Below are 13089 nucleotides of genomic sequence, written 5' to 3'. Positions count from 1 at the left end.
TATAGCTTGATTTAATAGCGTACAAATATTGTTCCTTTTCTCAGGGGTTTTCTCTTTATCGATAAATGATAGCTGTTGTCGGTCATTAGCAATACCTACTTTTTGATCTGTTAGTGATCCTAGAGGTTGTTTAATATGGAGTCATGATATCAATAGTACAGTGAATAGAAATTCGTATCTTTATTTTGTTTATGCAGTCTGTTTCTTTTTTATTCCAAATCGGAAAATACAATACACCATCATTGTCGTATATGGTTGGAAGAAAATAGAATTGAAAGTTTATATTTAAATGCTAAAGAAGATGAATATGGTTAAAATACTATTGGTTGAAGATCACATGGTCGTACGTAATGGTATTAAACTACTTTTAGAATCCGATGGAGAATTTGCAGTGATAGGCGAGGCATCTGATGGTACGGAAGCCCTGTCTAAATTGGCGAATGGTCTAGCTCCCGATATTGTCTTAACTGATATAAGTATGGAGCATATGGACGGGATGGAGCTCTTAAAAAGCATCAGTCAAAAATATCCGCTGGTCAAAGTTGTGATATTATCCATGCTTAGTCAAATTCATTATGTGGTTGAAGGGTTTGAGCATGGTCTTTCAGGCTACCTGTTGAAAAATGTAGGTTATAATGAATTACTTTTTGGATTAAAGCATGTCGCTCAGGGCGGGCGGTATATGAGTGAAGAAATTAGCTTAGCCTTACTTGAACAAGTTTCTTCGGGTCAGGTTTATACGGATGCTGGCTCGAATACTATCCTAGATTTGGAAATAAGTGAACGCGAGCTAGACGTATTGGAATTGATCGCGGACGGGTTTACAAATCTAGAAATTGCAGATAAAATCTTTTTGAGTAAGCGTACTGTTGAAGGATATCGGCAGAACTTGATTGATAAAACAAGGGTGAAGAACACTGCGGAATTAGTAAAATATGCTTTTCAACATGGCTTATTAAAAAAATCATGATAAAATTTCTGTTCCTGATGACCATGGCATAGGTGATGATTTTTGGAAGTACTGCGCATCCCCTTACTTTAGTTTTGGTATTCTTTCTTGAAAACGGTTGAAAATAAATAGACCAGCTCCAATAATAATAAATGGTATGCTAAGAAGCTGTCCCATATTGATGAATAGGGAGTCTTCAAAATGCTCCTGATTGATTTTCAAAAACTCATCCAAAAACCGGAACGAAAACAGCAAAACCAATAGTAAGGCAAAATAGTTTCCATTGTTACGTTGAAGCTCTTTTTCTTTCCACAAACGATATAACAATACGAATAATAGGAGACAAAATAATGCTTCATAAAGCTGTGCCGGATGCCGGGGTATCGTGTCGATACGGGTAAACACAAAGGCCCAAGGTAAACTACTTGCTGTTCCAATCATTTCAGAGTTCATTAAGTTGCCCAGGCGAATGCAAGCCCCCGCTATAGGGACGACCAAAGCAACCCGATCTGCAACCCAAAGAAAAGGAAGCTGCTGTTTTTTTGCAAATAAATAGATTGCAGTCAGGATACCTATACCTCCGCCATGGCTTGCCAGCCCACCTTCCCAAATGGCCATTATTTTTAAGGGATGATCCAGGTAATAACTGGGGTCGTAAAATAATACGTGCCCCAATCTAGCACCAATAATAGTACCTAAAACGATATAAATGGTTAGCTGATCTAAGAACTCGGTTGGCCGACCTTCTTTCTTAAATAATGAATCTAGTATCTTATAGCATAATACAATGCCCAATAACCAAAATAGTCCGTACCAGCGAATAGGGTGTTCAATAATTGGAATAACAAAGATATCACTATTTATATTCCAGTTTATGTAAGTTAAGATTAGATTATTTACCATATGACGTTTTAGCGTGATGCTCCATAGTATAGGTATACGGTCGGGATATTTCGTTACACACTTTGATGAAAAAACACGAAATTCTCTTTATTGATGCAAATATTGAGTCATATACTGCGATTATTAACTATGAAGTTTTCGTTGTTTGACCAATTTGTATGTTCGTAGGTAGTAAAACGAAATTACCTATAAGCGAGTTCAATGGTTGCGACCGGTGTTTTTATTGGAGAAGAATATTAGCATAAGTATCAGCCGGGTTAAATACTTATGAAAGTATATCTTGTTTTTTTGATAATATTCCGATATTCGGCAATTGAGAACATGATATGGACAGTACCTTGCATATTTCTTTAATAGCTGCTTATCCTGTGAAAGCTTATCATAGTTAATGAACGAGGTTATGGAAAAATATAGGCACCTTCATGTAAATTTAAACAGATAGTTATATTCTGATGATACGAAATTTGACAAGATTTACTTTTTGTTTTTTATCTCTCGTGCTCATGGCACAGTTACTCTCTTGTCATCAAAGTGGCCAGCAGGCGTCTAAAAATAATACGCATATCGAAGATAACTCACTTGATTTAACCTATCAGGATACGTTATTAAAATTTCTCGCTTTACAAGATTTTAGGGATCAATCTATTATAGCAAAGAAGAAAGCGGAGTTTGCTCAGGATAAGTATTTTAATAATTCTGGTTATAATTGGATTTTTTTGGCCTACAACTATTTGTTGGACGATAACATAGATTCAATAGAAATCGCGCTGAAAAACCTTGATGGGAGAAAACTGTCTCCAGATTTGCTTGTTCTGAAGGATTACTTTAAAATAAGGGCTAATTTTAGTTTTAATGATGTGACTACTATTGGCATCATGGAACAAATTATTGATGCTAAAGAATATGCGTTAGAAAATAAGAGTAGGTTTAGCTTTCTTTTTTTCAATCTATTGGCTAATGCAAATTATCGTCGAGCTGACTATAACCAGGCGCTCAAAGATAACGAGTCATGGTATCATTATCATCCCAATAGATCCGATGCCCGTGTTGCGCAAGCGTATCAGGAGATCAAATTTATGCAGTATATTGAATTGCATGATTTTGAGAAGCTAAAAGTAACACTGGATAGCAGCAAATATTACGCAAATAAAACGGCGGATTCTGCTATCATTATGCGCATGTATAATTTACAGGCGCAGTATTTCTTTAGCATAGGGAATAGTCGAAAAGCGGTAGAGGCATCCCAAAAATATTTTAATTATTTATCTTCAAGCAAGGCACTCAATGCCTATGCGTATGCGAATTTGGCAAAAAATTTTTTGAATAATCATCAAGTTGACTCGGCGATCTATTATTTTAATGCTGGATTGCAGTTTATCAAAACACATAAAGGCAAGCAAAATAAATTATTCTATTATCAGAATCTACAAGTAGCGCACGCATTAAAAGGAGATTATGAACGGGCTTATTTTACCTTGGATTCGGCCTATCAGGACTATAAAAATAGTACAAAGAGTATTGAAAATGAACGTATCAATGAGATCAATACACGGTATGAAACTGAAAAAAAGGATCAGGCTATTAAGCTTTTAAAAACAACAAATGCATTCAACCATAAGATTATGGTCCAACAGCGCTGGATTTTTGTTATTTTATTTGCACTGATCTTTAGCATTGCGTTCTTCATTTATTACCGGAATAAACAAAAGCTATTGAAAAATATTAATCAGCGTATAGTTGCCGAAAATAGACAATTAATTTTAGAGCAGAAGACGCGACAAAACCAGCTTAATCCCCATTTTATTTATAATGCTATAGCTAATTTGCAAGGTTTGATCAGTAGTGAGCAAAAAGCAAAGGCAAATCAGTACCTCATCTTATTGTCCCGTCAAATTCGTGATATACTCGAATTAAATAGGGAAGAGTATATTTCTTTGGATCAAGAAATTAAATCATTAAAGAATTATATACTTTTACAGCAGATGCGCTATCAAGATGTATTTGATTTTGAAATTGAGAGCGGTAACTCGGATGTTGATGATGTCATGATTCCTCCTATGTTGATTCAGCCTTTTGTCGAAAACGCTATTGAACATGCTTTCAAAAATTTGAATTATCGTGGACAATTGCAAATTCTTTTTAATCAGGAAGCAGATCAATTGCATATTGTTATCAGTGACAATGGCTGGGGAATGCAATCTTATCAGAAAAATAATGCACACAAGACCTCTCTTTCACAAGTTATCACGAAAGAGCGCCTTGAGCTTTTGTTTAATGATCCTCATCAAAAAGCAAGGATTGAAATAAAGCCCAATTATAGAGAAGATAAAAGTGGATATCGCGTAGAACTCTATATCCCACTCGTTTTATATTTTAATTAAATACGTGAAATTATGAAAGTTTATATTCTTGAAGATGAGTATAATATCTATTTGTACATTAAGTCTTTATTGGATGCTATTCCTTATGTCCAGATCGTTGGTTATAGTCCATCAATCGCCCAAGCAGAACGTGAGTTACTTGTATCTAATCCAGATCTTATTTTAGCTGATATTCAATTGAAAGATGGATCAAGCTTATCCTTCCTCTCCGAGCTGAAATTGGACATAAATACAATCTTTATAACCGCATTTAACCAATATGCTATAGAAGCCCTTAATATAGGCGCTATTGCCTATTTATTAAAGCCTTTGGTTCCGGAACAATTTATAGAGGCTATTGAAAAATGCTATAAGAAAAATACAGAGTTTAGATTCAATAGCATGCAATTAAGTATGGCCGAAAGCTATCTGAAGTCACCAGTTAGACCAAAGAAAATAGCACTACGTACATTTGAATACACTCAGATTGTGAATATCGATGATATTCTTTATTGCCATGGAGATAAGGGTTATACTACATTTTATATTAAAGACAATAAACCGATGATGGTTTCGAAAGTCCTTAAGCACTTTGAAACTATGCTTCCTGAATCCGAATTTATTCGTTGTCATCAATCTTATTTAATCAATGCAAACTATATAAAAAAATATTTCAAGGATGGCCAGATAGAAATGTCCGATGGTAAAATGATTCCTGTTGCGACAAGAAAAAAAGATGTTATCCAGCAATTCTTGAATGATATATAAGGCTTGAAGTAACAAAGGCTCTACGGTTCTAAGTTCTGTTGTTTGCACTAAAAAATGTAGCATTCTCTTTTATTGCTAAAATAATTAGTATTATATTTGTGTGTAATATTAAATACGAGGGGCTATGATGTTAGAAGATAAACAGGCTTTGATCAGCAAACTTAAAAAGGACTTGCTTGCCTGGCAAGGGGTACCTCAAAGGTCAAATGATGCAAGCACGATGGGTTTGGGGCCATTGGAGAAAGCTTTTCCGAATGGAGTTTTTCCTAAAGGGGTAATACACGAGTTTGTGAGCTTTAACCGCATGGATAGTGCTGCATCCTGTGGGTTTATTGGTGGTCTCCTTGGAAAACTTATGCAAACTGATGGGATTTGTATTTGGATAGGCTCCATTCAAACGGTATTTCCAGCGGCAATCAGATCATTTGGGGTCGATCCAGCATCGATTGTTTTTGTTTCTATGAAACGGGAGAAGGATGTGTTATGGGCGATGGAAGAAGCGTTGAAATGCCATGGCATAACAGCCGTGCTGGCCGAAATACATCAGCTGGATTTTGTTCAGTCGAGGCGCCTTCAACTTGCCGTAGAAAAAAGTCGGGTTACAGGGTTTATACTTCAACATAACCCAAAGATCTTGTTGGCGACGAGTTGTGCGGCACGTTGGAAAGTCACTTCTTTACCTAGTCAATCGGATGATGGATTACCTGGTATTGGCTACCCTTGTTGGGATGTAGAGCTGCTCAAGGTAAGGAATGGTAGTCCAGCTAAAGAGCAAATAACCTGGTCTCCACAAGGATTTAAAACATTTTCTAAAAAGGAGATACAGGTAAAAGACTGGAATTATAACTACCAAAATCTTGGCTAGTCATGAAAAAAAGATTTGCCTCACTTTGGTTTCCTCATCTGAAAACAGATTGGCTCACTGTTTGCAAACCACATTTGCAAAATATTCCCTTTGTATTGTCCATCGCCGCTCAAGGAAGATTAATCGTCAGTGGGAGTAACTTATTAGCGGAGCAAGCGGGGGTGCATTCAGGTATGGCTATAGCGGATGCACGGGCATTTATTCCATCACTTAAAATAATCAATGAGCAAGCTGGATTGGCTGAAAAGTTACTCCATTCGATAGCAGAGTGGTGCATCAGGTACACACCACAAGTGGCATTAGATACGCCCGACGGTATCATCCTGGATATTAGTGGTTGTGCTCATCTTTGGGGCGGGGAGGCGGCCTACTTAACAAGTATTGTCTCGAAATTTAGACAACATGGTTATGATGTACGTATGGGGATTGCTGATACCATTGGGGCCGCATGGGCGGTAGCGCATTTTGGACACGAAGATATCATTATAAATGAACAGGCGCAGTCGGAAACGCTTCTTCCATTAAGTCCTGCTGCATTACGATTGGAAGATGTTCAATTGAAGCGCTTACAATCGCTTGGATTACGGTCAATCGGAAGTTTTTCAAAAATGCCACGTTCAGTGTTGCGTAGAAGGTTTGGCGATAGTTTACTGCTCCGACTGGACCAGGCCATGGGATTGGAAGATGAATTTGTTATTTCTATAAAACCCATCTTACCCTATGAAGAGCGTTTACCTTGTTTGGAGCCTATCTGTACAGCAAATGGTATTGAACTGGCTTTGGAAGATTTATTAAACAAGTTGTGTAAGCGTTTGTCGGGGGAGGGTAAAGGATTACGTGCAGCCGAATTGAATTGTCATCGCGTGGATGGAAAAATAGAGACCATTACTATTGAGACTAATCGTGCTACTGCTCAGGTTAAACATATCCTTCAATTATTTGTCCTAAAGATTCCGCAAATTGAACCGGCATTGGGAATTGAATTATTTACCTTGGGCGTATCCAAAGTTGAGACGGCAGATCCAGTTCAGGAAAATCTTTGGAACAATAGAATTGGTCTCAAAAACCCAACGGTTACCGAACTTTTAGATCGCTTGAAAAGTAGGGACGCCAATTGTGATATTTCACGCTATGTGCCATCTGCGCACTATTGGCCGGAACGATCCATGAAAATAGCGGCTAAAATGGATGAGGTTGCAGCTGTTGACTGGCAAACTGCAAGGCCACGTCCAACACGACTATTGAAGATCCCTGAACGTATTATAGTCACAGCACCCATACCCGACTATCCACCCATACTGTTCCGTTATAAGGGAGATACCTATACTATAAGGAAAGCAGATGGCCCCGAACGTATTGAACGCGAATGGTGGATTGATCCTGGTGAACATCGGGATTATTATGCGGTGGAAGATCTGCAAGGTCGGCGCTTTTGGTTATATCGCGCCGGGCATTATGACGGTCAGGCTGATCAATGGTTTATACATGGTTTTTTTGCATAAGGTTAGTGTATGGTATATTGTGAATTACAGATAACAAGTAATTTTAGTTTTCTCGAAGGTGCTTCTCATCCGGAAGAACTGATCGAGCAAGCGGCGCGATTGGGGTATAATTCTGTTGCAGTAACGGACCGCAATAGCCTTGCTGGAATCGTCCGTGCACATATGGCTGCAAAAAAAAACGGTATACGACTGATTCCTGCTTGTCGTCTAGATTTACAGGATGGGCCAAGCTTATTGGCATACCCCACAGATAAAGAGGCTTACGGACGGCTTTCAACATTGTTAACTGTTGGAAATCTAAGGACGGAAAAAGGAAGATGCGAATTGTACAAAAATGATGTGTTTCAATATGCTGAGGGGATTATATTCATTATTTGTCCACCTGAAAAACTAGTGGTCGGTTTTGAGCTTGAGCAGTCATTTATAGCGTTTGTACAGGAATGTCAACAGCGTCTACAGGGGTGTCTTAATCTAGGAATAAAAAAACTCTATCGTGGTGATGATGCTAAATTATTGTTTAGAATAAATCAGTTGGGCGAACACCTGGCTATCCCGCTTGTTGTACTTGGTGATGTATATTATCATGTACCTGAAAGGCGTGAATTGCAGGATATTTTAACCTGTATTCGTGAAAAATGCACAATACATACGGCTGGATTTAATTTATATCCCAATGCAGAGCGCTATCTAAAATCAATAACTGAAGTTGAACGCTTGTTTAGGTTGTACCCTGAAGCTGTAGAACAGAGTGTAAAAATTGCCAATGCTTGTCGTTTTTCCTTAGATGATTTGAAATATATCTATCCAGATGAATTATCATCTCATGGTCGGACTACACAGGAAGAATTAAGTTATTTAACTTGGGAAGGTGCCAGTAAACGATTTAACGGAGATATCCCGGATGTAATTCGCGAAACGATTCAAATGGAACTTGATTTTATCGAACGCAAAAATTATGCTTCTTATTTTTTGACGGTGTATGATTATGTTCGATTTGCGAAGGAAAAGGGAATTTTATGCCAAGGGCGTGGATCTGCAGCAAATTCAACCGTATGTTACTGCTTAGGTATTACTTCTGTTGACCCGTCAAAATACAGGCTTTTGTTTGCGCGATTTATGTCCGATGCACGCGATGAACCACCAGATATAGACGTCGACTTTGAACATGAGCGCCGTGAGGAAGTCATCCAGTATATTTATGAGAAATATGGCCGCAATCGTGCTGCTATCGTAGCAACTGTCACACAGGTGCGCTCCAAAGGGGCTATACGTGATGTTGGCAAGGCCATGGGGCTTTCCATGGATGCTGTAGGGCGTTTAGCAGGGGTTGTGAGTAGCCATTGGGACGATTATATCAATTTGGAACGTTTGGTTGAACAGGGCTTTAATCCGGAAGACCAACATTTGCGAAAAGTTCTCGAATTGACACATCAATATATTGGCTTTCCACGTCAATTGGGGCAGCATACAGGCGGATTTGTTATTACGCAAGGTAATTTGCATGAGCTTTGTCCTTTAATAAATGCCCGCATGGATAATCGGACAAATCTCGAATGGAATAAAGATGATCTTGAAGCACTCGGCTTTCTAAAGGTTGATGTACTTGCTTTGGGGATGTTGACCTGTATTCGCAAAGCTTTTGATCTCGCTAAAAAGCATTATGGAAAAGAGCTTACCCTGGCTGATATTGGGGCAGAAGACGATCCAAAGGTTTACGATATGATCTGCCATGCAGATACTCTAGGTGTATTCCAGATCGAAAGCCGGGCCCAGATGTCGATGTTGCCGCGATTAAAACCACGAGAGTTTTATGATCTAGTCATTGAAGTAGCTATCGTTCGACCTGGACCGATACAAGGCGATATGGTGCATCCCTATTTGCGCCGTCGAAATAAAGAGGAAGCTGTTGATTATCCCAGCACTGAGATCCAAACCATTCTTAAAAAAACCTTGGGGGTTCCTCTCTTTCAGGAGCAGGCCATGGAAATTGCCATAGTCGCTGCCGGATTTACTCCTGCGGAAGCCGATGAATTGCGGCGTAGCATGGCTACATTCAAAGCAAAAGGACAGGTATCTGCTTTTCACAAAAAAATGGTCGATGGTATGGTAAAGAAAAACTATACGGAAGAATTTGCCAATAGAGTTTTTAAGCAATTGGAAGGTTTTGGCAGTTACGGTTTTCCAGAGAGTCACGCAGCGTCTTTTGCTTTACTGGTGTATGTGTCCTCATGGCTTAAGTATTACTACCCCGATATTTTTGCGGCATCCTTACTCAATAGTCAGCCCATGGGCTTTTATCAACCTGCTCAAATTGTTATTGATGCACAGAAACATGGCGTAAAAGTACGTCCCATTGATATCAATCATTCTTCATGGGACAATACTTTAGAGGGAGAAATTGGAAAACCACATGCTCTTCGATTGGGTTTACGTCAGATCAAAGGATTTTCAAGGGAAGAGGCCGTTGTGTTGACTCAAGGTCGGCAGTCTGCCTATTCATCCATTACTGGTATGATGGATGTTGGACTATCTCTTATTGCGTTGGAGAAATTGGCTGATGCAGATGCCTTTACATCATTAGGTATTGATCGTCGGCAAGCGCTTTGGGAAATTACAGCATTGGGTGATCGGCCGATTGCATTATTTGAAGGTCAAGCATCTGAAAGTACCATGGAGGGGCAAATTGAATTACCATTGCTAACAAAAAGCCAGCATGTTGTGGCTGATTACGCAAGGACCTCGCTATCCATTAAAGCACATCCAGTAAGTTTCTTGCGCGGAAAGCTCGATCTTCTCCATGTAGTGCCCACAGCAAAATTGGGCTTGATACAAAATGATATGCCTGTGAAAGTATGTGGGTTGATTACTGTTAGACAACGACCAGGAACCTCCAAAGGTGTTTTATTTATCACTATTGAAGATGATACTGGTTTTTCAAATATTGTCGTTTGGAGTAATGTATTTGAAAAATATCGTAAAGAAATCCTTCGGGCAAAACTCCTTATGGTTGCGGGTAAAATCCAAGTTGAAGGTGAAGTTATTCATGTAATAGCGCAACGATGCTTTGATATGTCAGGTTTGTTAAAAGATCTGACAACTGATGGCGACAATGCTGCAGGTATTTTTCATAAGGGAAGAAATTTTCATTGATCTCTCATTTATTAATCTCATTTTTGAAGTCGAATGCTTTTACTTCGTTTAGGTAGCAAAGCATTCTAATCTATAGGAAATTAAACGATATGACCAAAAATATTCTCGTCAATACGATCGAAATTGATAAAGCAACTATTCGTGAATTCATTAAACAGGGTGATGTAAATGCGGCTATTGATCTGATTGCCACCCAGGCAAATGTAAAGTATAAAACTGCCCGGGATATTGTGGAGATGTTTAAAGAAGACCATATTGATCTTTTTGATGGTAAAGACCTGTTTTTGGCTGATTATGAATTCGTTGAACATCGTGGCGGTTCTCAGGAAGCAGATCACAAAGGATCTTCTTTTTTGGAAGTGGAAACAAATGAGCGTGGGCGAACTAGTATTTGGAAGGCACTTTTTATCTTTTCAGTCCTTGCTCTGTTGGCTTTCGTTATCTTAAATTACGTTGTGGGTTTTAATCAAATAGGGCATCATATCTCAGAACTTACGCAGCTATTCGATAAAAATGAAGGCTCAGCTGCCGCTGATACTGATACATCCAAACAAAATATTGTATTAAGTGCTGGTGTTACCCGGGCGGGCGGTGTTGAAGACCTCCATCCCGTAGATACAAATCTCTTACCATTGGATGTGAGGCAGGCTGAAATAGCGCGAATATATCGGGCTCAGTTCGATCAATTGAAAGCAGCAAAACATTCACCAACAGATGAAGATGCACAGATCGCTCTAATTCACCTTACAAATGGGCGGTTGACTGATGTTATTATTCAGCAAAAATTAACTGTAAAAATAGGGAAGTGTTATGAAAATTCGACCATGAAAGATAAGGGCACCTGCGTGAGTTGTATGATATTACTTTACAATAGGGAGAAGAAAAACTGGCAAGAAGCTCCCAATGGGGAGAATTTCCTGCGTAATGCCTATGATTTCTATTTGCCCAGCGGTTCAGACTTATGGGAAGCCAGCCCGCTGAGCATCCGTATTCCTTACGACTACGCTTTAGTAGACAAGTATGAAGCAGCAAATTAGCTACATTAATCCTGAGAGAAAGTATGATAGACCCAGCGAAATCATGAACGAATTACCTGCTATTTTACTTTTTTTGAGGGTAAATAAGCTATTGTACATACGACAAATAAGAGTAATATGACCGATAGTACGATCGAGTAGCCATAGGCAGATGAGATGTTCTGCAAAATAAGAAATTTAGTCTCTTTCCGATGGAGGAATATACCGACAATAAAAGCGATTCCCAAGCATATAGATAACTGTTGTACAGTAAGATAGATGGCGGATCCTACGGAGATTAGTTTTTCGTTAAGGTCTTTTAATGCAAGTGTCATTAATGCCGGCAGTACACTACCGCAGCCAATACCATAAAAAAAGAAGAGCGCGTGTATTTGGTTGCTATCTATGATCATCGTATTGAAAACGAAAAGATGAGACAGCAAACCCAAAATCATTATTCCTAATCCATATAGGACAATGATCTTTCCGTGGCGCTGTATTAACTTGCTGACAATAACACTTGCCAATACGTAACCAATACCCTGAAAAACAAACGCAATTCCTGTCATTGTTGCCGTATAATTCTTTTGATTTTGAAGGTAATTGGAGTTAATAATAAAATAAGCATCTTGGACCATATAATAGGCTAAAGCCGCTAGAAGGCCTAAATTGAAAACCCGATTATTAAATAAGGAGAAATTGAGTAGACTAGAACGGCCCGTTTGTTCTAATTTACGTTGTTTTTTTAGAAACAACAGGACGAGAACAATTGCTGCTCCCAATAGCAGTAATGACCAGAATGGCCATTTCAACTCAGGTCCCATGATTAAAGGAAAAATTATTCCCATTAAAAGGATAAACAACGTTATCATAGGGATAAAAGAGATCTTAGATTTTCCAGTAACTTGATCATTGAATGTATAGCGATAGACAGCAAAGCAGGCAAGTACCCCAATGGGAACATTGATCAAAAAAATAAGACGCCAACTTTCATGTATCCAAGTCTGATCCGGAAGAATTCCGCCTAATAATTGACCTATTACTGAGGCAATACCTGCTATGCTTCCATAGATACCCAAAGCCATCGATCGCTTCTCCGGATTTTCAAAAAGTAACGTGATCAATGCGATGCCCTGTGGAACCATAAGTCCAGAGCTAATCCCCTGGATCAATCTTCCGGCCAATAAAATGTAAAGATTATTGGCTAAGCCACATACAAGGGAGGCTACAGTAAAACAAGCCATCCCAATTAAATATAATTTCTTCTTTCCATAATGATTTCCGGCATTCCCAGCATTGATTAGAAGACTTGCATACCCAATAATATAAAGTATTATAATCCATTGCGTATCACTGTCTCGTAGATGTAGTCCATGTTGAATTGTGGGAAGGGAAACATTAATAATAAAGAGATCTATGACAAATAGAAATATACCAGTTGAAAGGAGGAAAATATGAAGTAAATCTTTAATTTGAAAGCGCATATAGAAAGTTTTTAATAATTTTATGGTTAAAAATAGCTTGGATATTTTCTACAATCAAGTAGTTATAAATTATGTACTTGGTATGTTTTTAT

Annotated in this window: 9 protein-coding genes; 7 read left to right on the top strand and 2 right to left on the bottom strand. The window is 38.5% G+C overall.

The annotated features are described in order from the left end of the window. Nucleotides 1–301: 301 nt before the first annotated feature. A complete protein-coding gene (locus IQ31_RS00595; RefSeq protein WP_244294278.1) occupies nucleotides 302–970 on the top strand; it encodes a response regulator in 669 nt (222 codons plus the stop codon). Nucleotides 971–1033: 63 nt separating this feature from the next. Here the strand turns inward: IQ31_RS00595 and lgt are convergent, their stop codons facing one another. Further along, on the bottom strand, nucleotides 1034–1852 hold the full coding sequence (gene lgt, locus IQ31_RS00590; RefSeq protein WP_145326804.1) for a prolipoprotein diacylglyceryl transferase: 819 nt from the start codon (nucleotides 1850–1852) through the stop codon (nucleotides 1034–1036). 503 nt (nucleotides 1853–2355) lie between these two features. Here lgt and IQ31_RS00585 point away from each other — a divergent pair. From IQ31_RS00585 to IQ31_RS00560, 6 genes are all read left to right on the top strand, one after another. Next, the gene (locus tag IQ31_RS00585) at nucleotides 2356–4233 is read left to right on the top strand and encodes a sensor histidine kinase (protein ID WP_158638755.1); all 1878 of its coding nucleotides are present in this window, start codon (nucleotides 2356–2358) and stop codon (nucleotides 4231–4233) included. A 12-nt stretch (nucleotides 4234–4245) separates the two neighbouring features. After that, nucleotides 4246–4980, top strand: coding sequence for a LytR/AlgR family response regulator transcription factor (locus IQ31_RS00580; protein WP_145326802.1), 735 nt, complete (start codon nucleotides 4246–4248; stop codon nucleotides 4978–4980). Between the two features lie 124 nt (nucleotides 4981–5104). Further along, nucleotides 5105–5845, top strand: coding sequence for an ImuA family protein (locus tag IQ31_RS00575; protein ID WP_145326801.1), 741 nt, complete (start codon nucleotides 5105–5107; stop codon nucleotides 5843–5845). Nucleotides 5846–5847: 2 nt separating this feature from the next. Beyond that, entirely contained in the window at nucleotides 5848–7347 is a 1500-nt protein-coding gene (locus IQ31_RS00570) for a Y-family DNA polymerase (protein ID WP_145326800.1), read from the top strand. Nucleotides 7348–7356: 9 nt separating this feature from the next. Then, nucleotides 7357–10497: an error-prone DNA polymerase gene (locus tag IQ31_RS00565; RefSeq protein WP_145326799.1), complete on the top strand. Its 3141-nt coding sequence runs from the start codon at nucleotides 7357–7359 to the stop codon at nucleotides 10495–10497. A gap of 89 nt (nucleotides 10498–10586) precedes the next feature. Continuing rightward, nucleotides 10587–11534, top strand: a complete 948-nt coding sequence (locus IQ31_RS00560; RefSeq protein ID WP_145326798.1) for a hypothetical protein — start codon at nucleotides 10587–10589, stop codon at nucleotides 11532–11534. Nucleotides 11535–11593: 59 nt separating this feature from the next. Here the strand turns inward: IQ31_RS00560 and IQ31_RS00555 are convergent, their stop codons facing one another. After that, on the bottom strand, nucleotides 11594–12997 hold the full coding sequence (locus tag IQ31_RS00555) for an MFS transporter (RefSeq protein ID WP_145326797.1): 1404 nt from the start codon (nucleotides 12995–12997) through the stop codon (nucleotides 11594–11596). Nucleotides 12998–13089: the final 92 nt, after the last annotated feature.

The organism is Sphingobacterium siyangense, assembly GCF_007830445.1.
GTDB classification, from domain to species: Bacteria; Bacteroidota; Bacteroidia; order Sphingobacteriales; family Sphingobacteriaceae; genus Sphingobacterium; species Sphingobacterium siyangense.
The sequence above is the reverse complement of the archived record's forward strand: the minus strand, read 5'-3'. Positions and strand labels throughout refer to the sequence as shown.

What these genes read in the sequence shown, in the direction of transcription:
- IQ31_RS00595 (WP_244294278.1), top strand. Translation starts at nt 302, where the DNA reads ATGAATATGGTTAAAATACTATTGGTTGAAGATCACATGGTCGTACGT.
- lgt (WP_145326804.1), bottom strand. Translation starts at nt 1,852, where the DNA reads ATGGTAAATAATCTAATCTTAACTTACATAAACTGGAATATAAATAGT.
- IQ31_RS00585 (WP_158638755.1), top strand. Translation starts at nt 2,356, where the DNA reads ATGGCACAGTTACTCTCTTGTCATCAAAGTGGCCAGCAGGCGTCTAAA.
- IQ31_RS00580 (WP_145326802.1), top strand. Translation starts at nt 4,246, where the DNA reads ATGAAAGTTTATATTCTTGAAGATGAGTATAATATCTATTTGTACATT.
- IQ31_RS00575 (WP_145326801.1), top strand. Translation starts at nt 5,105, where the DNA reads ATGATGTTAGAAGATAAACAGGCTTTGATCAGCAAACTTAAAAAGGAC.
- IQ31_RS00570 (WP_145326800.1), top strand. Translation starts at nt 5,848, where the DNA reads ATGAAAAAAAGATTTGCCTCACTTTGGTTTCCTCATCTGAAAACAGAT.
- IQ31_RS00565 (WP_145326799.1), top strand. Translation starts at nt 7,357, where the DNA reads ATGGTATATTGTGAATTACAGATAACAAGTAATTTTAGTTTTCTCGAA.
- IQ31_RS00560 (WP_145326798.1), top strand. Translation starts at nt 10,587, where the DNA reads ATGACCAAAAATATTCTCGTCAATACGATCGAAATTGATAAAGCAACT.
- IQ31_RS00555 (WP_145326797.1), bottom strand. Translation starts at nt 12,997, where the DNA reads ATGCGCTTTCAAATTAAAGATTTACTTCATATTTTCCTCCTTTCAACT.